The organism is Flaviramulus sp. (assembly GCF_982512915.1).
Genome location: NZ_CEWOCJ010000001.1, coordinates 30,686 through 51,177, shown reverse-complemented (window position 1 = coordinate 51,177; position 20,492 = coordinate 30,686). Strand labels below are relative to the sequence as shown.

General features: G+C 30.1%; 20 protein-coding genes. 14 read left to right on the top strand and 6 right to left on the bottom strand.

What is annotated here, in order from left to right; all coding sequences use genetic code 11:
- Positions 1-2 precede the first annotated feature (2 nt).
- The 11 genes from AC1XJX_RS00250 (at position 3) to AC1XJX_RS00200 (ending at position 9,882) form a co-directional block, all read left to right on the top strand.
- A complete protein-coding gene (locus AC1XJX_RS00250; RefSeq protein WP_482001947.1) occupies positions 3-1,082 on the top strand; it encodes a diphosphomevalonate decarboxylase in 1,080 nt (359 codons plus the stop codon).
- 28 nt (positions 1,083-1,110) lie between these two features.
- Positions 1,111-2,037 (top strand): mevalonate kinase family protein, encoded by a 927-nt coding sequence (locus AC1XJX_RS00245; protein ID WP_482001946.1) that lies wholly within the window; start codon positions 1,111-1,113, stop codon positions 2,035-2,037.
- 50 nt (positions 2,038-2,087) lie between these two features.
- On the top strand, positions 2,088-2,990 hold the full coding sequence (locus tag AC1XJX_RS00240) for a geranylgeranylglycerol-phosphate geranylgeranyltransferase (protein WP_482001945.1): 903 nt from the start codon (positions 2,088-2,090) through the stop codon (positions 2,988-2,990).
- Between the two features lie 129 nt (positions 2,991-3,119).
- Positions 3,120-3,965 carry a pseudouridine synthase gene (locus tag AC1XJX_RS00235; RefSeq protein WP_482001944.1) on the top strand — a complete coding sequence of 282 codons (846 nt, stop codon included), beginning with the start codon at positions 3,120-3,122 and terminating at the stop codon, positions 3,963-3,965.
- 320 nt (positions 3,966-4,285) lie between these two features.
- Entirely contained in the window at positions 4,286-5,683 is a 1,398-nt protein-coding gene (locus tag AC1XJX_RS00230; RefSeq protein ID WP_482001943.1) for a type III PLP-dependent enzyme domain-containing protein, read from the top strand.
- Positions 5,684-5,829: 146 nt separating this feature from the next.
- On the top strand, positions 5,830-6,804 hold the full coding sequence (locus AC1XJX_RS00225) for a deoxyhypusine synthase family protein (protein WP_482001942.1): 975 nt from the start codon (positions 5,830-5,832) through the stop codon (positions 6,802-6,804).
- Positions 6,805-6,807: 3 nt separating this feature from the next.
- Positions 6,808-8,334, top strand: a complete 1,527-nt coding sequence (locus tag AC1XJX_RS00220; protein ID WP_482001941.1) for a bifunctional GNAT family N-acetyltransferase/carbon-nitrogen hydrolase family protein — start codon at positions 6,808-6,810, stop codon at positions 8,332-8,334.
- Between the two features lie 49 nt (positions 8,335-8,383).
- Positions 8,384-8,713 carry a hypothetical protein gene (locus tag AC1XJX_RS00215; protein ID WP_482001940.1) on the top strand — a complete coding sequence of 110 codons (330 nt, stop codon included), beginning with the start codon at positions 8,384-8,386 and terminating at the stop codon, positions 8,711-8,713.
- 14 nt (positions 8,714-8,727) lie between these two features.
- Positions 8,728-8,949: a hypothetical protein gene (locus AC1XJX_RS00210; protein ID WP_482001939.1), complete on the top strand. Its 222-nt coding sequence runs from the start codon at positions 8,728-8,730 to the stop codon at positions 8,947-8,949.
- A 10-nt stretch (positions 8,950-8,959) separates the two neighbouring features.
- Entirely contained in the window at positions 8,960-9,376 is a 417-nt protein-coding gene (locus tag AC1XJX_RS00205) for a VOC family protein (RefSeq protein ID WP_482001938.1), read from the top strand.
- Between the two features lie 137 nt (positions 9,377-9,513).
- The gene (locus AC1XJX_RS00200; protein WP_482001937.1) at positions 9,514-9,882 is read left to right on the top strand and encodes a hypothetical protein; all 369 of its coding nucleotides are present in this window, start codon (positions 9,514-9,516) and stop codon (positions 9,880-9,882) included.
- A 27-nt stretch (positions 9,883-9,909) separates the two neighbouring features.
- Here the strand turns inward: AC1XJX_RS00200 and AC1XJX_RS00195 are convergent, their stop codons facing one another.
- Positions 9,910-11,313 carry an MptA/MptB family glycosyltransferase gene (locus AC1XJX_RS00195; RefSeq protein WP_482001936.1) on the bottom strand — a complete coding sequence of 468 codons (1,404 nt, stop codon included), beginning with the start codon at positions 11,311-11,313 and terminating at the stop codon, positions 9,910-9,912.
- A gap of 323 nt (positions 11,314-11,636) precedes the next feature.
- Between AC1XJX_RS00195 and AC1XJX_RS00190 the strand changes: the two genes are divergently transcribed.
- Both AC1XJX_RS00190 and AC1XJX_RS00185 read left to right on the top strand, forming a co-directional pair.
- Positions 11,637-12,548, top strand: coding sequence for a helix-turn-helix domain-containing protein (locus tag AC1XJX_RS00190; protein ID WP_482001935.1), 912 nt, complete (start codon positions 11,637-11,639; stop codon positions 12,546-12,548).
- A 99-nt stretch (positions 12,549-12,647) separates the two neighbouring features.
- Entirely contained in the window at positions 12,648-13,901 is a 1,254-nt protein-coding gene (locus AC1XJX_RS00185; protein ID WP_482001934.1) for an erythromycin esterase family protein, read from the top strand.
- 29 nt (positions 13,902-13,930) lie between these two features.
- Here the strand turns inward: AC1XJX_RS00185 and AC1XJX_RS00180 are convergent, their stop codons facing one another.
- From AC1XJX_RS00180 to AC1XJX_RS00160, 5 genes are read right to left on the bottom strand one after another with little or no spacing between them, the layout of a single operon-like run.
- On the bottom strand, positions 13,931-15,421 hold the full coding sequence (locus AC1XJX_RS00180; RefSeq protein ID WP_482001933.1) for a cellulose synthase family protein: 1,491 nt from the start codon (positions 15,419-15,421) through the stop codon (positions 13,931-13,933).
- On the bottom strand, positions 15,418-16,110 hold the full coding sequence (locus tag AC1XJX_RS00175; RefSeq protein WP_482001932.1) for a glycosyltransferase family 2 protein: 693 nt from the start codon (positions 16,108-16,110) through the stop codon (positions 15,418-15,420). The genes AC1XJX_RS00180 and AC1XJX_RS00175 overlap by 4 nt, the downstream gene beginning before the upstream one ends.
- Positions 16,107-16,586 carry a toxin-antitoxin system YwqK family antitoxin gene (locus tag AC1XJX_RS00170; protein WP_482001931.1) on the bottom strand — a complete coding sequence of 160 codons (480 nt, stop codon included), beginning with the start codon at positions 16,584-16,586 and terminating at the stop codon, positions 16,107-16,109. Before AC1XJX_RS00170 ends, AC1XJX_RS00175 begins: the two co-directional genes overlap by 4 nt.
- Before the next feature lies 1 nt (position 16,587).
- The gene (locus tag AC1XJX_RS00165; RefSeq protein ID WP_482001930.1) at positions 16,588-18,177 is read right to left on the bottom strand and encodes a 4Fe-4S binding protein; all 1,590 of its coding nucleotides are present in this window, start codon (positions 18,175-18,177) and stop codon (positions 16,588-16,590) included.
- A gap of 2 nt (positions 18,178-18,179) precedes the next feature.
- On the bottom strand, positions 18,180-19,481 hold the full coding sequence (locus AC1XJX_RS00160) for an NAD(P)/FAD-dependent oxidoreductase (protein ID WP_482001929.1): 1,302 nt from the start codon (positions 19,479-19,481) through the stop codon (positions 18,180-18,182).
- A gap of 238 nt (positions 19,482-19,719) precedes the next feature.
- Here AC1XJX_RS00160 and AC1XJX_RS00155 point away from each other — a divergent pair, with 238 nt between their 5' ends.
- Positions 19,720-20,433, top strand: a complete 714-nt coding sequence (locus tag AC1XJX_RS00155; RefSeq protein WP_482001928.1) for a DUF547 domain-containing protein — start codon at positions 19,720-19,722, stop codon at positions 20,431-20,433.
- The last annotated feature ends 59 nt before the right edge of the window (positions 20,434-20,492 follow it).

Genomic DNA, 20,492 nt, shown 5'->3' with positions numbered 1-20,492 from the left:
AAATGTCAGTACAACAATTTATTCCAAAACCATATACAGCTTCTGTTAAAAACGGAAGTTTTAAATGGTCGTCACCTAGCAATATCGCTTTAGTTAAATATTGGGGTAAAAAGGAAGATCAAATCCCAGAAAACCCCTCTTTAAGTTTTACGTTAAGTGACTGTAAAACAATTACTAATTTGATTTTTTCAGAAAAACAAAATCAAGATAATTTTTCGTTTGAAGTGTTTTTAGATGATGACAAAAAGGATGATTTCAAACCAAAAATTGAAACTTTTTTTAAAAGAGTTGAGGTTTTTTTACCTTTTTTAAGGCACTATCATTTTAAAATTGAAACATCAAATACTTTTCCGCACAGTTCTGGTATTGCGTCTTCTGCAAGTGGGATGAGTGCATTAGCATTATGTTTGATGAGTCTTGAAAAAGCATTAAACAATGAAGTTTCTGATGAATTTTTTATTAAAAAAGCATCATTTTTGGCTCGATTAGGATCTGGTAGTGCTTGCCGAAGTTTAGAAGGCGATACAGTAGTTTGGGGACATCATAATGAGATTAAAGGAAGTTCAGATTTATTTGGAACGAAATATCCATTTGAAGTTCATGATAATTTTAAAAACTATCAAGACACCATTTTATTGGTTGATAAAGGCGAAAAGCAAGTTAGTAGCACCGTAGGGCATAATTTAATGCACGGACATCCATTTGCATCAAAGCGTTTTAGTCAAGCTCATAAGAACTTATCTAATTTAATAACTATTTTAAATGATGGAGATTTAGACGCTTTTATTAAGATAGTTGAAAGTGAAGCATTAACCTTGCATGCTATGATGATGACTAGCATGCCCTATTTTATATTAATGAAACCTAATACCATAGAAATTATTTACAAAATATGGGGATATAGAGAAACATCAAACTCTAAAATTTGTTTTACTCTTGATGCTGGAGCGAATGTACATGTACTATATCCAGAATATGAAACAGAATCTGTTATGAAATTCATTAAAAATGAATTAGTTGTATATTGCCAAAATGGACATTATATTTGCGACAAAATTGGTTTTGGAGCAAAACAATTGTAACTTTATAGTTCCAAATCAAATAAAGTAAATGAAAGGACCACTTTTTTATTCGAAAATATTGCTTTTTGGAGAGTATGGAATCATTAAAGATTCTAAAGGCTTATCTATTCCCTATAATTTTTATAATGGTGCTTTAAAGAAAACTGAAAATCCTTCAGAAACTGCTTTAAAATCTAATCAAAGCTTAAGACGGTTTGTTGAGTATTTAAAAAATATAAATCCAGAACTGGTAACTTTTGATATTGAATCCCTCGCAATAGATGTAAACGAGGGTATGTATTTTGATTCTTCTATTCCACAAGGATATGGCGTTGGTAGTAGTGGTGCTCTTGTAGCTGCTATTTACGATAAATATGCTCAAGATAAAATTACTGTTTTAGAGAATTTAACTCGTGAGAAGCTATTGAAACTAAAAACTATTTTCTCGGAAATGGAGTCATTTTTTCATGGAAAATCATCTGGTTTAGATCCTCTTAATAGTTATTTGAGTATTCCAATTCTAATAAATTCTAAAGATAATATTGAAGCCACTGGTATTCCAGCACAACAAAATGGAAAAGGTGCTGTGTTTTTATTAGATAGCGGTATTATTGGTGAAACTGCACCAATGGTAAGTATTTTTATGGAAAAAATGAAGCAAGAAGGTTTCAGGAAGATGCTTACAAACAAGTTTATTAAACATACAGACGCGTGTGTTGATGATTTTTTATCGGGTGATATTAAATCCCTGTTCAAAAATACAAAACAACTTTCAAAAGTTGTATTAAGTCATTTTAAGCCAATGATTCCAATTCAGTTTCATGAACTTTGGAGAAAAGGTATTGAAACAAATGATTATTACTTAAAGCTTTGTGGTTCTGGTGGCGGTGGCTATATTTTAGGATTTACTGAAGATATTGATAAAGCAAAACTATCCCTTACAGGATATAAACTAGAAGTTGTTTACAACTTTTAATTCTCCTTTATTGTTCTGAAAAATTTCAGAATTTTATAAATTATAAAACTATGCTAAGTCGGAGACAGAATCATATTCTAGTTAAGTTTTTTAGTATGTTTTCTGTTGTTAGAGGTTACAATATCTTAATTATTGTTATTGCACAATATTTAGCTTCAGTATATATAATGGCAAAAGGTAAATCTCTTAAAGAAGTGCTTTTAGATCCTAATTTATTTATGTTAGTCTTGGCTTCTGCTTCAACCATTGCAGGAGGCTATATTATCAACAATTTTTACGATTCAGAAAAAGATTTAATTAATAAACCTATTAAATCTAGGTTAGATAAATTGGTAAGTCAAAATACTAAATTGTCTTTTTATTTTGTTTTAAATTTTTCGTCTGTAATTATGGCAAGCTACGTGTCATTCAATGCTGTTATTTTCTTTTCTGTATATATTTTCGCTATTTGGTTCTATTCACATAAATTAAAAAAACTACCTTTTATTGGTAATTTAACTTCTGCAATTTTAACTATTACTCCATTTTTCGCCATTTTTCTTTATTATAAAAATTTTGAAACGGTAATTTTTGTTCATGCCATTTTCTTGTTTTTAATGATATCTATGCGCGAACTAACAAAAGATTTAGAAAACATTAAGGGAGATCTTCTTCAAAGTTACCAAACCATACCTATAGTTTATGGAGAAAAGGCTTCAAAAAACATACTAAGGGTATTAACCATTTTAACGTTAGTGCCTACATATATGTTATTAGTTTGTTTTGAGATAGGCTATATGTATTTGTATTTTTATTTCAGTACTTTTTTACTTCTAGTTTTTCTTTATGTGTTATGGAAATCTAAAACTAAATTACATTATTTAATACTTCATAATATCTTGAAATTCATCATTGTAACAGGGGTATTTTGTATTGTACTTATTAATATAGAATTAGTTTTAAATCAGATATAAGTTTTTTTAAGTGTTGTTAACCAACTTAATTTAACTCCTACTTTATCAAAAAAGGATTACAATAATTCATAAACCAAAAAATCGTAAATCGTAAATTTTAAGTATATCTTTGCAAAAAAATAATACGAAATGAATAGGCATCAAGGCAGTAAAGGAAAAGGAAAAGCTTCGGGACGTGGAGATAATAATACGCGTAGTAAAAGTTATGCAAGAGGAAATGCTCCCATAAAAAAAACCACTCCAACTTCTCCTAAAAAAGCGAGTAACCCTGACGAAATTAGATTAAATAAGTATGTTGCTAATTCTGGAATATGTTCTCGTAGAGAGGCTGATGTTCATATAGCAACCGGATTAGTAACAGTAAATGGGACAGTTGTAACCGAAATGGGTTACAAAGTAAAGCTAGGTGATGAAGTGCGTTATGATGGAGGACGCGTAAACCCAGAAAAGAAAGCTTATGTATTATTAAATAAGCCTAAAGGTTTTGCAACTACAACTAGTGAAGGTAAAGGAAGAACCGTTATGGATTTAGTTGCCAATGCAACTACTTCAAAAATTAAACCTATTGGGCGTTTAGGTAGAAACTCAAAAGGGCTTCTGTTGTTTACAAATGATGAGCAAATTCATGATAAATTTACCAACTCTAAAAATGGTGTTGGTAGGTTATTTCATATTGAATTAGATAAAAATTTAAAACTTGAAGATTTAAAAAAAATCCAAGCAGGGTTTAAAATAGAGGGAAAACTTATCGGAGTTGAGGAGATTAGCTATATTGATGGCGCAACAAAACGTGAAATTGGCTTAAAAATTAAAAATACAGGGAACACGATTGTCAGAACAATTTTTGATTATTTAAAATATGAAATTGTAAATTTAGATTGTGTTGCCATTGGGCATTTAACAAAAAAAGATATTCCAAGAGGGCACTGGAAACATCTTACCGAACAGGAATTGAATACATTAAAAATGCTTTAAAAACTACTTAAAAAAATCTTTAAAAAAACTTATTAATTAAAAATTTTATATTTCATTTGTACTGTTATTAGCTGAACAATTTGAATTGTGTTTATATGTTCGGGCTTTTGAAAATTAGGAAGTCATACTCAAAAGCTGCTTATCGTTTAAGTAACCGAATTTTAAAGCTAACTTCCGTTTTAGCAATATATGCTAGCCAGCATATGAATGGCTTTATTCCTACTACTCAAAATCAAATTCAAATTTGATATTCATTTTTTTTACGAGTTTATCGCCTAATTAATTTTAGGGTTTTATCTTTAACCTATTAAACAAAATAAATGAATACAAAATACATTGATTTAATTGATCAGACTTTTGATTTTCCACAAGAAGAATTCAGATTAGAAAATAAAACATTAGAATTTCATGGGATTAATCTTATGGAGTTGGTAGAGGAATATGGCGCGCCCTTAAAGTTTACCTATTTACCACAAATTTCTAACAATATTAATAAGGCTAAACAATGGTTTGCCGATGGCATAAAAAAGAATAAGTATAAAGGGAAATACCATTATTGTTATTGTACAAAAAGCTCACACTTTAATCATGTTTTAAATGAAGCTTTAAAAAATGATATTCATATTGAGACTTCCTCTGCTTTTGATATTGATATTGTTGAAAATTTGAAAGCCCAAGGTAAAATTACAGATGAAACTTATGTAATTAGTAATGGTTTTAAACGTTCTCAATACGTAACCAATATAGCTAGACTGATAAATAATGGGCACAAAAATGCCATTCCAATTATTGATAATTATGAAGAAATCGATTTATTATCTCAAGAAATAAAAGGAAAATTTAATGTTGGTATTAGAATAGCTTCAGAAGAAGAACCAAAGTTTGAGTTTTATACTTCTCGACTAGGGATAGGTTATAAAAACATAGTGCCATTTTATAAAAACCAAATTCAAAACAATAAAAGAGTTAAGTTAAAAATGCTTCATTTTTTCATTAATACAGGGATACGAGATAATGCGTATTATTGGAATGAATTACAAAAATGTTTGAAGGTTTATACGAGTTTAAAAAAAATATGTCCATCATTAGACAGTTTAAATATAGGGGGAGGATTTCCAATAAAAAATTCTTTAGCTTTTGATTTTGATTATCAATACATGGTTGATGAGATTATAAATCAAATCAATCTTGCATGTGAAGAAGAAGAAGTTAAAGTGCCTAATTTATTTACAGAATTTGGCAGTTTTACAGTTGGTGAAAGTGGTGGAGCTATCTATGAAGTACTATACCAAAAACAACAAAATGATCGTGAAAAGTGGAATATGATAAATTCATCATTCATTACTACCTTGCCTGATACTTGGGCTATTAATAAACGGTTTATTTTACTGCCTATAAACAGATGGAATGAAAGTTACGAGCGTGTTTTACTTGGTGGTTTAACCTGTGATAGTGATGATTATTATAATAGTGAACAGCATATGAATGCTATTTATTTACCTAAATACAACAAAGAAAAACCACTTTATATTGGGTTTTTTAACACAGGGGCCTATCAAGAAACCATTGGTGGTTTTGGAGGTTTACAACACTGTTTAATACCTTCGCCAAAACATATTTTAATTGACAAAGATAAAGATGGAAATCTAACAACTAAATTATTTAGCGACCAACAAAAAAGTGAAGACTTACTTAAAATTTTGGGATATAATAATTAAAATGGTTGTTTAAAAGTGATAGATTAAAAATTAGAACAATCAAAAATTGCAGGATAACCAGTTAAGTTATAAATTTATAACAAACGCAAATACAGTATTATTGCTAAATCATAATAAATATAAACGCTTAAAAAATAGCGAGAAAGATGAATACTAAAGGACCAATATCACAATTTATAGAAAAACATTATTTACATTTTAATGCTGCCGCTTTAGTTGACGCTGCAAAAGGTTACGAAGCACAATTAAATTCTGGCTCAAAAATGTTAGTATCTTTAGCTGGAGCAATGAGTACCGCAGAGTTAGGAAAGAGTTTTGCAGAAATGATTCGTCAAGATAAAGTGCAAATTATTTCTTGTACAGGTGCTAATTTGGAAGAGGATATTATGAATTTGGTAGCGCATTCTCATTACAAACGCGTACCAAACTATCGTGATTTAACTCCGCAAGAAGAATGGGATTTGCTAGAAAAAGGATTAAATCGCGTAACAGATACTTGTATTCCAGAGCATGAAGCATTCAGACGTTTACAAGCACATATTTTTAAGATTTGGAAAGATGCCGACGATAAAGGAGAACGGTATTTGCCACATGAGTATATGTACAAAATGTTATTATCAGGTGTTTTAGAACAATATTACGAAATTGATTTGAAAGACTCTTGGATGTATGCAGCGGCAGAAAAAAACTTGCCTATTGTTTGTCCAGGTTGGGAAGATAGCACGATGGGAAATATTTTTGCAAGCTATGTTTTAAAAGGTGAGTTAAAAGCAAGTACCATGAAATCTGGTATAGAATACATGACATTTTTAGCAGATTGGTATACGAATAATTCTAAAAATGGAATTGGTTTCTTCCAAATTGGAGGAGGCATAGCTGGAGATTTTCCAATATGTGTAGTGCCAATGTTATATCAAGATATGGAACGTACTGACACTCCTTTTTGGAGTTATTTCTGCCAGATTAGCGATTCAACAACAAGTTACGGATCTTATTCTGGCGCTGTTCCAAACGAAAAAATTACTTGGGGTAAACTTGATATTGATACTCCAAAATTTATAATTGAGAGTGACGCCACTATTGTAGCACCTTTAATTTTTGCTTATTTATTAGGACAATAAATTTTGGAAACAAAAAAAATTGAAAATATAGAATTAAAGTATTTATCTGTAAATGACTATGAAGAGTTGAGAGATGCAACTCTAGAGTCGTACGGAGGTGTACTTAATTCTTATTGGAAAAAGCATCATATAGAAAAATTAACTACCATGTTTCCAGAAGGGCAAGTGGTAATTAAGATTGACGGTGATATTGCTGGTTGCGCATTATCTCTTATTGTGGATTATGATAGGATTGATGATGATCATACATATGCAGATATTATAGCTGGAGAATCTTTTAAAAATCACAATCGAGAAGGTGATGTTTTATATGGAATAGATGTATTTATCAGGCCTAAGTATCGAGGGTTACGTTTAGGTAGGAGACTTTATGATTATCGTAAAGAAGTATGTGAAAACCTAAATTTAAAAAGTATTGTGTTTGGAGGAAGAATGCCCAATTATCACGAGCACAAGGAATTCTCACCAAAAGAATATATTGAAAAAGTAAAACGTAAGGAAATTCATGATCCTGTTTTGAATTTTCAAATATCTAATGATTTTCATCCAGTACGTGTTTTAAAAGGTTATTTAGAAGGTGATACAGCATCAAATGAATATGCTGTTTTAATGGAATGGGATAATATTTATTATACTAAACCAAAGAAGAAAGCTAGCACCATAAAAACTATTGTGCGTTTAGGCCTCATACAATGGCAAATGCGTCCCTATAAAAGTTTAGATGAATTGATGCAGCAAGTGGAGTATTTTATTGATAGTGTTTCGGCATATCGTTCTGATTTTGCAGTATTTCCAGAGTTTTTCAATGCACCCCTTATGGCGGAGTTTAACCATATGCATGAGCCAGAGGCTATTAGAGAACTAGCAAAATTTACTGAAACTATTGTTAATAAACTTAAACAACTATCAATATCCTATAACATCAACATCATTTCTGGGAGTATGCCAGAAGTAGTGGAAGATAAATTATACAATGTTGGTTATTTATGTAGAAGAGATGGTAGTGTTGAGCGTTACGAAAAAATACATGTAACACCAGATGAAGCTAAAGTTTGGGGTATGCAACGCGGAAATAAATTACAAACTTTTGACACTGATTGTGGAAGAATTGGCATATTAATATGTTATGATTCTGAGTTTCCAGAATTATCGCGTTTATTGGCTGATGAAGGTATGGATATTTTATTTGTTCCTTTTTTAACAGATACTCAAAATGGCTATTCTAGAGTTCGTTTGTGCGCTCAAGCCAGAGCTATAGAAAACGAGTGTTATGTGGCGATATCTGGAAGTGTAGGTAATTTGCCAAATGTTAATAATATGGATATTCAATATGCACAATCTGCAGTATTTACACCATGTGATTTTTCATTTCCAAGTAACGGAATTAAAGCAGAGGCTACCCCAAATACCGAAATGATTTTAGTAGCAGATGTAGATTTAAGTTTGCTAAGAGAATTACACTCTTTTGGAGCAGTAAAAAATTTAAAAGACAGAAGAAAAGATTTTTATGATGTTATACGCATAAAATAATCATAAATAGTATATTTAACTCATAAGTAAAAAACTTTACCCCATAAAAATGAAAAATAGAAACGAAAATTTAAAACGTGTTATAGTCGATTTTAAGAAGTTAACACCAGAAATTTTAGCTTTGTTGGTTGAAAAATATCCCGATGGCTATGATGAAGATCAGATTATATCGTTTAGAAATCAGCATAATGAAATTATTGAAGCTGTTGAGGTAACAACATCTGATACTAAATATTTAGTAAAAGTTAGTATGAAACTTGCAGTAACTATGGAAAACTATGATGAAGATGATTATGAAGATTTTGCTGGAGATGATCCAGAAGCGGTACAAGATCCTGAAATTTTAGATGAAGATTCAGAAGAAGAAGATAACGATTAATAAATTTTAATATTATGAGAACAGCTGTTTTTAAATCTTACAAAAACGGTTTATACACTTTTTGGTTTGAAAATGGCGAGGAGTTAGCCTTTGAAGAAGTTCATCCTCGCGTTTTAAAGCAATTCGATTTGAAAAATGATAAAGGTTTAATAGATAAAGACTTCAGAATTACTTTTGTTGAAGATGAAGATGGTGATGACGTTATCTACAGAGTAGAAAGTTTAAAGCCCATTTAATAAATGTATCATGCAAACATCGTTTCACATGTCTTTACCTTGTTTAAAAATCAAGGAGACAAAAGGATTTTACGCTAATATTGGCGCATCCTCAGGGAGAATGACCCAAAATTGGGTAGATATAAATTTATTTGGTCATCAAATAACATTTATTAAAGCCGGAAAATTCAATTTTACAAATCCTAATTATGTTTTTGAAGGCAAAATTTTACCATCATTTCATTTTGGAATTATCTTGGATTTTAAGACATGGGGAACTATATATGAAAAACTAAAATCTCAAGGTTTAGATGTAGTTACCAAAGCCACCTTTTTAAAAGATAAAGTAGGCGAACACACTTCTTTTTTTGTTAAAGACCCTAATGACTATATGTTAGAGTTCAAGAGTTTTAAAGATTTAGATGATATGTTCAATATAGCGCCTTAAGGCAATCACTATTATAAGACTAAAAAAAACTTAGTTTTAAGTACTATCAGTAGTTTTTTGAAAATTACTTAAGCCATTCGGACTTTAGGTAGAACGATTTCCGAAAAAAATTCAACTTAATTTTATTTTTTTAATATATGAAAACAATTGTTTTGTTTACAGCTTTTTTTGTACAACTATTTGTAATTACAAATTTTAATACCGATGTACTTTTTAATAATAGTATCACATGTTCCATTCAAGAAACTCAAGTTGTTGAAGCTGTTTTTGATAGTCATGAAGATTATGGGTATAATTTTATTCAAACTAAAGATAGTGAAGAGCATACCATAATTTTTCAAGAAATTGACGATGCCGTTTTAGCAATGTTTGATTTAAATGAAGCAATATTAATAGGTACTAAGTTTAAAATCACATTTACTGCTAAAGTTTTTGTAACCAAAGATTCAGATGGTTATGAAGATGAGAATGAATTAAATACTATTAAAAAATTAGAAAAACTATAAGCGTAGTTTTATTAAACTAGATAGAAATTAGGCTTCCAATTTGGAAGCCTTTTTTATGAATACTTCCCAAATAAATACACTATAAATAATGACATATTCAAAAGCTATAATCCATAAATTTTCGGATTTATCTGCTTTATTTATATTTATATAGGCTAAATAACTAACAATCATAACACAACTCCATACTAAAGGGAATTTATATTTTGTAAAAACGGATAGTATTAAAACCGTAGCGATATACCAAGGATGCACTGTAGTGGCAGTAAAATAATAAAAAGTTAATGCTATTAACATAGCAGTAATAAGTTGGGTAGTAGTTTTGTTTTTTCTAAAAAAAGTAATGCACAAAACAAACACAAATACGATAATAGGTATGGCTTTTCCAATAATGGCAATTTCATTATAACCTCTAAAACGGTAGCCAATTTCTCTGGCAATGTAATACAAACTGCCATTAAACTCAAATTTTTGAAACCAAAGCGCCACGGTATTGCTGTAATTATTAATAAACTCGGAGGAGTAAAAAGGCATAAATAATAAAAGCGTTGTGATGCCTACAACAGCATAAAACCCTATTAATTTTGCTATGACTGATAAGGTAGGTATCCATTTTTTAGTTTTTTCGTATGGATTTTGTCTCCAAAACCACTGTAAAAATAAAGGTAAAAATATAAGCGGAATAAGTTTAGTTGCTATTGATAAAGCTAAAACAAAACCAGCCCATTGCCATTTTCCTATTTGTAATAAATATAAACTCCAAATTAAAAAGAAAACCATAACACCTTCAAAATGTAGATTCCCTGTGAGTTCGATAATTATAAACGGATTTAAAATATACCAAAAGATATGATTCGATCGGAGATTTAATTTTTCTAATAATTTGGAGCCAAAATGCAAGGTTCCAAAATCGGAAGCTATAATAAGTAAGCGCATAACCATGACAGAACCTAAAATACTTTTCCCTGCTAATAACCCAGCAATAACAAAACAGAGTTGGTTTATGGGTGGGTAATTAGTGAAATGGCTCGCATTTAATACACCCATGCCATTATAAAGTTCTTGAGCTTGAGAAATAGGAAATATACCATTATTAATAAAAGATGCTACATTATATAAATATGGATTAAAACCCTGTAAAATCATTCTGCCATCCCATATAAAGCGATAAAAGTCTTGTGATAGGTTAGGTATTGCTAAAATTAAAATAGCTCTAAAACCAAAAGCAAAATAGGTTAATGCCTTAGTATTAGTTTTAAAAAGATGTACAATCTTAAAAAACAAAAAAAATAATGCCAAATAAAGTGCCACTAGTTTTGTATAATCTGTGCGTTGTAAATCATATGCAAAAAACGTATAAAACAAAGCGCTAGTAATTACCAATAGCAAAGGGGTATTATAGTATTTAAAAAAATTAGGTTTTAAATCCATAACCAAATATAGTATTATTTGTTTTTAGAAATATAACTAGATAACCTATTACCTATTTCTAATTAAATTAAAATAGATTTAAATCGAAAATAGTATATTTAACTTTATAAAAACATCATGAATTTAGACTATAATATTTTGAATGTCATCATGCTCTTTGGGGCGATTCAAGGGTTTATTCTTTGTGTATTTGTATATAAAAAAAAGTTTGGCAATAAACTTGCTGTTAACTTTTTTCTACTATTTCTGTTTTCACTTTCATTTATAACCTCATCTATGCTGTTTTAGATATTGGATTTTTTCAATATTATAGACCTTTACATATGTTTCCTTATCCTTATAAATGGCTAATTGGAGCAGGTTTTTATTTTTATATAAAAAATCAGTTTCCAAACAAAGAAGGATTAATTTATCATAAAAAAGAATGGTACATTTTACTGCCGGCTATTTTATATGGATTATTAAGATCCTATTGGTTTAGTGTTTCGATAAGAGAAAATAGCTTTAGAATAACAAGAGTTGTTATTGAATCAGATTTTTTTAGAATTCATGAGTTTTTTTATCAAATATTCACAGTGATTTTATTAATCCTGTCGTTAAAACTAATCAATAAAAATGAATTTGTACTTGCTAATATTCAAAAATCAAAATCCGTTTTAAAATGCTTAAAACGACTTACATTTGTGTTTTTAGGTATTATGATTTGGGATATTTTATTGTATTCAGCAGATTTATTTCTTCATAATTGGAGAGAAAGTATCGTTTTTTCGTATCCAACATTTGTATTTAATTCTGCGTTTATTTATTGGATTGGTATTATAGGTTTCACAAAACCAAAATTATTATTTAATACATTTTCTGATAACGAAAGTATAATAGCTTATCCCAATCTTCATTCGATTTCCGAAAAACTAAAAGAAGCCATTCAAATAAGAGAACTCTACACAAATCCAAATTTAACTTTAACAGAGTTTGCAAAAGAAATAGATAGCACAACTAAAGAATTGTCAAAATATATCAATGAAGTCCATAATATGAATTTTTCAGAATTTCTAAATCTTCACCGTGTAGAAAAAATAAAACAACTACTTTCTAGCGATGAAGTTCAAAAATTCAAGTTAGTAAGTCTAGCAGGAAAAGCTGGCTTTAATTCAAAATCTTCCTTTAATAGTATCTTTAAAAAAATGACAGGATTAACCCCTTCAGCTTATAAAAAGAAAAACAACATCATTTAAAAAAACGTCCAAGATTATTTTTTTTGGACAAAACTTATTAAGAATAATGGCTTGGTTGTATTTTACTTTTGCAACTTTGGTTTATCAAAAAACAATAGTATGAAACACTTTAGATTTAGTGTAGTTCTCTTTTTATTTCTTACCTTTTTCAGTTCTTATTCACAATCAGAAATAGAACTTCAATGGATTAAAAAAAACACAAGAGAATTAAAAACCACATCTGGCTATGATTTTTCTGCAATTAAAAATGCGATTGGTGACAAAAGAATCGTTGCTTTGGGTGAAAGCTCGCATGGCTCAGGAACTTTTTATAAGCTAAAATCTGAATTAGTAAAATATCTTCATAAAGAAATGGGATTTGAAGTTTTAGCTATGGAAAGTGGTTTAGGAGATACTTTTTTAGCATTCGAAACTATAGATACCTTGACGAGTAAACAACTTCGAGATTTTTCTGTATTCGGAAATTTTAGAGCTAATGAAGCTAATGGTTTATTTGATTATTTAAAATCACAAAGTATTACAAATTCACCTCTTTACTATATGGGTTATGATACGCAAGCATCTTCTGAATTTTTGTTTACCAAACTAAAATTTATTTTAAAGGATTATGATAAAGAGCTTTCAGACAGTCTTTTCACTAGGATGTTTTCTTATCAACGATCGTATGGATTTAGTTCTAACAATGACTCTATTAACTATCTTAAACATAGAGATATTTTTGTAGAAACATCAAATACAGCCAAGCGCTATTTAGAAGAAAATAAAGACGCAATCATTTCTAAGCACAAATTAAACAAAACTTTATTTCAAGTAATGGTTAGGAGTTTATCTATGTTTTCTGCATCCTATAATTTACCTTTCTCAGATAGATGGGAAAGCTTTGGTTTGAGAGACTCATTAATGGTTGAAAACCTAAAGTGGATGCTGAAGGAAGTTTACCCAAATAAGAAAGTTATTATTTGGGCACATAATGGTCATGTTGAAAAAGGGGCTATGGAAAATGGATATATGAAGACGATGGGTCAATTTTTAAAAGAAAAATATCCGAAAGATTATTATACAATTGGTTTATTTGCCAATAGTGGCGTATTATATCAATTTTGGACTAAAAAAACGATTCCAATTCAACAAACAGACTCTACATTTATCGAACATCGTTTAATTTCTTCAGGAAAAAAAATACCTTTTTTAGATTTGAGTCAAGATAAAAAAAACAGTAATAACAAATGGATTTTTGAGATTACTAAAGCATTTGAACTTGAAAATGGTGGAATCATTCGTTTTGTTCCAACTACAAGATTTGATGCATTAATTGTAGTTAAAGAATCAATAGCACCAACTTATAATTATTAATTTCTAAATCAAATTTCTTATTGTAAGCACTATACTTTTGAAGTTAAAGATTTAAAAAATACATAACCAAAACCAGCAAATAGCATGAAGTGAAAAGGAAATAAACCAAAATCGCCACCTTGGTTACCAACTACAAATGCGCTATACATTCCAAAAGCAAAATAAAGCATCAAGATGCCTTCAAAAATAACATGTATAGAAATGGTTTTTTTAAGATACTTATTGTTTTTCCAGTTGTCTTTAAAAGTGCTAATATTAAATTTAGGTGTACGAACAAATTCGCTTTTTTTACCCCAATGCCCCTCTAAAACAGCAATAGAATTATGTAAAGAAAAGCCCATGGCAATTGAGAAAAAAACAAAAAACATGCCTACATAGCGAACGAAATTTTTAAAGCCACTCCCATAAATATTTTTATACATAAACCAATAACATATAAAAAATATGATGGTACTTACCACGAAGAAACTCATTACATAAAAATAGGGTTTTAAGTGTGCGTATTCGTTTTTTATGTACAACATAGGGATGCTTAAAACACCTACAATAAGTACGTTTAAAAACATAGTACTGTTTAATAAATGTAGTATGCCATGTAATTTAGTTTTAGCTGAAATATTTTTAGATTTTAATACGCGCCAAAGCATTTTTCTAAAATTTTCTGCTCCACCTTTATTCCATCTAAATTGTTGTGAACGCGCTGCGCTGATAACTACAGGTAATTCTGCAGGAGTTTCAACATCTTCAAGGTATTTAAACTTCCAGTTTTTAAGTTGGGCACGATAGCTTAAATCTAAATCTTCAGTTAAGGTGTCTCCTTCCCAGTTTCCAGCATCAATAATGCATGTTTTTCTCCAAATACCAGCAGTACCATTAAAGTTAATAAAGTGTCCTTTACTATTTCTGCCAACTTGCTCTAAAGTAAAGTGTGCGTCTAAAGCAAATGCTTGTATTTTTGTAAGAATAGAAAAGTTACGGTTAATGTGCCCCCAACGCGTTTGTACAACACCAATGTGTTCATCTTTAAAATATGGGATGGTACGTTTTAACCAATCTGCTTTAGGAAGAAAATCTGAATCGAAAATAGCTATGAATTCACCTTTAGCTACTTTTAAGCCTTCTTTCAGTGCTCCTGCTTTAAAGCCAGAACGATCAACTCTAGTAATGTGTTGAATGTCTAAACCTGTAACTTTTAAATTTTCTACATGTTTTCTGGTGCTTTCGATGGTTTCATCTGTTGAATCATCTAGTACTTGAATTTCAAGTTTATCTATAGGATAATCAATTAGTGCAATGTTATCAAGTAAACGATCCATAACATACATTTCATTATATACAGGAAGTTGTATGGTAACAAAAGGTATTTCATCAGATTTAGATAAATCAAATTTTTCGCAAGTATCTTTTAGCTTCTTAGAAGATAGATAGTTAAATAGCAGATTTAATTGCGCTAATGCATACATGAAAATAAGCAAAAGAGCAAAACTGTATATAACTATAATTGTTGTTTCTAGAATCATTTTTTAATACTGTATTTAAAAATCCAACCTAATATTTTTACGCCTGCAAATATAGCACCTTTTATTGTACCAGACACTTTTGAAACACCAATTCTATTTCTGTAATTTACTGGCACTTCGCAGTATGAGAGTTTTTGTTTTAATACCTTAAGTTGCATCTCAACTGTCCAGCCATAGGTTTTGTCTTGCATTTTAAGTGCTAAAAGTTTGTTATATTTTATAGCTCTAAAAGGTCCGAGATCTGAAAATTTAGCATTAAAAAATAAGTTCATTAAATTGGTTGCTAGCCAGTTGCCGAATATTTGTGGCAACGTCATTGACCCTTTTTCACGTAGTTTTTTTACACGAGATCCAATTACAAAATCAATATCATCCTCAATGATTGGATTAATTATTTTCGATAATTCTTCAGGATAATCGCTAAAATCACCATCTAAAAATACAATAATATCTGGTTTTATATTTTGATTAGCAATATGTTGCATCCCTTTTAAGCAGGCATAGCCATAACCTTTGTTCATTTCTGCTAAAACTGTTGCACCCGCTCTTTTTGCATTAATTTCAGTATCATCAGTAGAATTATTATTAACAACAATAACTTCATCAACAATTTTAGGAATATCATTAATGACAAGTGCTATAGAATCAGCTTCATTATATGCAGGAATGATGACTGTGATTTTGGTCATTTAAGGTCGCTTAGTTTGTTTTCTTTTTTAAAAGACGCAAAGTTAGTCCATTCTTTTATTTTATTACCTGAAATGTACTTAGAAGCAGCAATTAATTTTTCGTTCTTGTATATAAGACAATAACCATTCTTTTGATTGTTTACCAATTGACATTTATGATTTATTTTTTTCATAGTATCATAAAATAACCACCAGTTGTTTTTTTTACCGTTAATATAATGACCTTCAGATTCTAAATTGCCATTTAGATAATAAAAATACCAGTAATTTATAGGTTTATTTTGATGAAAATGTCCTTCTTTTTGGGTCACACCATTTGGATAGTAAAATTTCCAATAATTTTCTTTAATACCATTAATCAACCAGCCTTCAGATTTTATTAACCCATCTTTATAATATATTTTCTGATAAGATTTTTTTTCTGAAAGATTTAAAGTTGTTGTTATTAAAACTAATAAAATTAAGATAATTCGCATTCTATTTTTGATTTACAAATTTCATCAAATCAACGTCATTCCCTAATAATATTTCAGTGGGATTAATTCTCCCTTCCATAGCATCATTCTCTAATTTTAATACACCACGTGGGCAAACTGCAGAACATACACCGCAACCAACACAGCTAGAACGGACAATATTTTCGCCTTTTTGAGCATAGTGTCTTACATCAATTCCCATTTCACAACTGTTTGAGCAGTTTCCGCAAGAAATACATTGTCCGCCGTTTGTTGTAATTCTAAATTTTGAGAATAAACGTTGTTGAAATCCTAGAATTGCTGCCATTGGACAACCAAATCTGCACCAAGAACGATTTCCCAAAATAGGATAAAAACCTGTGCCAATAACGCCTGAAAATATAGAGCCTATGTATAAGCCATAAGCAGATCTCAACGCACCAGATTTAATGTAAAAAATTTGATTTGTAGTGCCTGTAAAATGCATGATTAGTAAAAGAGCAATCACTACAAAGAAACCAATAGCGCCATATTTAGCATCTTTACCTAATTCCTGTCTTTTAAAAAACATAACACCTGCAAAAACTACAGTTAAAAAACCAATAACTAAAGCGATGAAAACACCTCTTGTTAGCCAGAAATTATTTTTATCATAGCCTAAATAGGTGTATATCATAGCTACTGTCATCACTACTGAAAACACTAAAACAGTATGAATTAGCCAGCGCTCTAATTTCCATGCAGACATTTTTTTAGAAGATAATTGCCTAAAAGAATCTCCAGCAGTTTCAGCTAATCCGCCACAACCACAAACCCAGGAACAATACCAGCGTTTTCCATATTTATAAGTTAAAATTGGTGTAATTACAAAAATGGAAATAATACCAAACAATATTAAGGCTAAACCAATATTTCCGTTTGAAAGAAAGCCGTTTACAGACCATTCATCAAAAATATAATAGTTAAGTGGCCAGATACTTTTTAAATCGTAGTATGGTAAATCATTATTCATAACATACATGAATTCTGGAATCAAGAAGGCAAAACCTAATTGAAAAAACATAACCGAACTTGTTCTTAGTTGTTGATAACGATTGTGTCTGTATTTTAAAATAAATTTATAGCCAAAGGCTAAAATAGCAACCGTATAAAGTGTACCGTAAACAAACCATTGGCTAGCTGGTCTTCCGCTTAATAATCTACTTAAAGGATCGAATAATCCTATTAAACCACTATTTTCGGCACCATTTGTTCCTAATCCTAAATATTTTGGAAAGAAGTAAAGTACAATATAAAAGGTGGTTAGTATAATGCCAACAATCCAACCCCAAATACCTCTTGATGAAATGGATTTAAACCAAACACCATCATTTTTTATACCTTCTAATTTGGTTAAATAGGCGTCTCTGGAATACACAATAATTCCGATAGAAATCAATCCTAAGGAAAGACTTAGAAATAGGCCTTTGTTAGGAAAATCAGTATTAAAGAGTGCCAGTGTTAAAATGAATAAGCCAATAATTCCTGTGGCTAGTGCTACTTTCTGTTTGTTTGAAATATCTACAGCATCTGGTTTTGCTAAAGACATGCTATGATTTATTTTATTACTCATGTTTATACGGTTTGTAATTGTTTGTTATAAGCTGAAATAATATCAGCTTCATAATGACTGTAAAATTCTGGATCGAAATTAGCTTCAGGAAGATGATTCATTACATAATCAACGTCTCGATTTTCGGTTAACCAAGTATCAAATGTTTCATGTCGCATTCTAATCCCAAAGGTGTTAATTCCTAAAAATTTGTTTGTATTTGTATTAAAACAAACGGTGATGCATTTCGTATCGTCCTCATGTTTCCAATGGAAATGTGCTTCGTTTTCTCTTGGTTTTGCAAATACCCAACCATAAGTTTGATATTCTATATCTAAAAATTTAGCAGAGTTAAACCAATGCCCTGGGTTATATTGTATTTTATTACCGCAAATGGTTTGTGCTAAAGTTTCACCCATCATACGCCCGGTATACCAAACCGCTTCTATAGGTCTGCGGCCATTTATACCTTCGTGTTGTTCTGCACAATCTCCAATAGCATAAACATTAGGTATGTTAGTTTCTAGATAACGATTCACTTTTACACCTCTACCTATTTCAATATCAGAATCTTTTATAAAATCAATATTAGGGGAGACACCAGCAGTTAAACCAACGACATTACATTCAATTTCTTCTCCAGTTTCTTGAATAATTATGGATTTTACTTTTCCGTTTTCATCGGATTTAATTTCCTTCAAGTTCATACCCAAACGTAAATCGATATGATGATTTTTTATGTGATGATTAATCATTTCGCTTTCTCCAGTAGGTAAAACACCATTCCAAAAGCTGTCTTCTCTTACTAAAAAAGTAATAGGGATGTTTCTTGAATTTAGCATTTCAACAAGTTCAATACCAATTAAACCACCGCCAACTATTACTGCACGTTTACAAGCCTCCTTATTAGGAGCATGTTTTTCAAGGTTTTCTAAATCTTGCTTATGGTACATACCCATAACACCCTCTAAATCTTGCCCTGGCCATCCAAATTTATTTGGTTTACTCCCAGTGGCGATAATAAGTTTGTCATATTTTAAAGTATCTCCTTCTGCGAAATGAAGTGTTTTTGCATCGGTATCAATATTCTTAACATATCCTTTTTTAAGATCGATTCGGTTTTTCTCCCAGAACCAATTTTCATAAGGTTGAGTGTGTTCAAATTTCATGTGCCCCATGTATACGTACATGAGTGCTGTTCTTGAGAAGAAATACTCGGTTTCAGCAGATACAATAGTAATTTTTTTATCAGATAATTTTCTTATATGTCTTGCTGCTGTTACACCAGAAATTCCGTTTCCTATAATGACGATGTGTTCTTGCATAATTTGATTGTTATAAGGTCTTAAGTCGAAGCTAAAGATAAGAACTTAATCAAAGTCGTTAATTTAGAACAAGTTTAAATTGATTTTGTTTTGTAAGGATTATTAATAAGCATAGACCCGAAAAAAACTTTTACTTCCTGTGTAATTACCCGAAGTTTTGTTCGACCTAAGGGCTGTTGCTTTGCAAAGATTAAAGTTTTAAACAGTCTTAAAAAATAAGATACTAATATTTAAAAAAATGAAAAAACAATTTATAATAATACTAATAGCACTAATATCTTTTGAAGGGATTTCTCAAGATTTAACTACTTTTTTTAGTAAAGCAGACACTTTTTTTAAAGCTAATGTGTCTGATGGAAAAGTAGCGTACACTAAAATATATAAAAATCCATCAACATTAAACAATCTTTTAAGTTTAGCTGAGGGCATTTCAGTTTCTAAAAGTGATACCAATAATTATCAAGCTTTTTGGATTAACGCTTATAATTTATCTGTTATCAAGGGTATTATAGATAATTATCCAACAAATTCGCCACTTGATAATGCTGGTTTTTTTGATAAAACCACGTATAGCTTAGGCGGAAAGAAAATTACTTTAAACGATATTGAGCATAAACTATTAAGAGGTCAGTTTAACGATGCGCGTTTTCACTTTGTTTTAGTATGTGGTGCGGTTGGCTGCCCGCCTTTAGTTAACGAAGCCTATTTACCAAACACATTGAATGCACAATTAGAAAAACAAACTAAAATTGCATTAAACGGTTCTTTTTTAAGAGTAAATGATAAAAAAAAGCGTGTAGAAGCTTCTCAAATTATGGAGTGGTATAAAGGTGATTTTACAATGAATGGTAAATCAGAAATAGACTTTATTAACCAATATAGAACAGAAAAATTAGAAGGTAAATATAAATTAAGCTACTTTCCTTATGATTGGAAAGTGAACAAACAATAACATCTATAAAAACCAAAAATAATTAATAACAAATCAAAATAGAAATAATAGATTTTCAC

Excerpts from the sequence above, each read along its gene's own strand:
- AC1XJX_RS00250 (WP_482001947.1), top strand. The coding sequence starts at position 3 with ATGTCAGTACAACAATTTATTCCAAAACCATATACAGCTTCTGTTAAA.
- AC1XJX_RS00245 (WP_482001946.1), top strand. The coding sequence starts at position 1,111 with ATGAAAGGACCACTTTTTTATTCGAAAATATTGCTTTTTGGAGAGTAT.
- AC1XJX_RS00240 (WP_482001945.1), top strand. The coding sequence starts at position 2,088 with ATGCTAAGTCGGAGACAGAATCATATTCTAGTTAAGTTTTTTAGTATG.
- AC1XJX_RS00235 (WP_482001944.1), top strand. The coding sequence starts at position 3,120 with ATGAATAGGCATCAAGGCAGTAAAGGAAAAGGAAAAGCTTCGGGACGT.
- AC1XJX_RS00230 (WP_482001943.1), top strand. The coding sequence starts at position 4,286 with ATGAATACAAAATACATTGATTTAATTGATCAGACTTTTGATTTTCCA.
- AC1XJX_RS00225 (WP_482001942.1), top strand. The coding sequence starts at position 5,830 with ATGAATACTAAAGGACCAATATCACAATTTATAGAAAAACATTATTTA.
- AC1XJX_RS00215 (WP_482001940.1), top strand. The coding sequence starts at position 8,384 with ATGAAAAATAGAAACGAAAATTTAAAACGTGTTATAGTCGATTTTAAG.
- AC1XJX_RS00210 (WP_482001939.1), top strand. The coding sequence starts at position 8,728 with ATGAGAACAGCTGTTTTTAAATCTTACAAAAACGGTTTATACACTTTT.
- AC1XJX_RS00205 (WP_482001938.1), top strand. The coding sequence starts at position 8,960 with ATGCAAACATCGTTTCACATGTCTTTACCTTGTTTAAAAATCAAGGAG.
- AC1XJX_RS00200 (WP_482001937.1), top strand. The coding sequence starts at position 9,514 with ATGAAAACAATTGTTTTGTTTACAGCTTTTTTTGTACAACTATTTGTA.
- AC1XJX_RS00195 (WP_482001936.1), bottom strand. The coding sequence starts at position 11,313 with ATGGATTTAAAACCTAATTTTTTTAAATACTATAATACCCCTTTGCTA.
- AC1XJX_RS00190 (WP_482001935.1), top strand. The coding sequence starts at position 11,637 with ATGTTTCCTTATCCTTATAAATGGCTAATTGGAGCAGGTTTTTATTTT.
- AC1XJX_RS00185 (WP_482001934.1), top strand. The coding sequence starts at position 12,648 with ATGAAACACTTTAGATTTAGTGTAGTTCTCTTTTTATTTCTTACCTTT.
- AC1XJX_RS00180 (WP_482001933.1), bottom strand. The coding sequence starts at position 15,421 with ATGATTCTAGAAACAACAATTATAGTTATATACAGTTTTGCTCTTTTG.
- AC1XJX_RS00175 (WP_482001932.1), bottom strand. The coding sequence starts at position 16,110 with ATGACCAAAATCACAGTCATCATTCCTGCATATAATGAAGCTGATTCT.
- AC1XJX_RS00170 (WP_482001931.1), bottom strand. The coding sequence starts at position 16,586 with ATGCGAATTATCTTAATTTTATTAGTTTTAATAACAACAACTTTAAAT.
- AC1XJX_RS00165 (WP_482001930.1), bottom strand. The coding sequence starts at position 18,177 with ATGAGTAATAAAATAAATCATAGCATGTCTTTAGCAAAACCAGATGCT.
- AC1XJX_RS00160 (WP_482001929.1), bottom strand. The coding sequence starts at position 19,481 with ATGCAAGAACACATCGTCATTATAGGAAACGGAATTTCTGGTGTAACA.
- AC1XJX_RS00155 (WP_482001928.1), top strand. The coding sequence starts at position 19,720 with ATGAAAAAACAATTTATAATAATACTAATAGCACTAATATCTTTTGAA.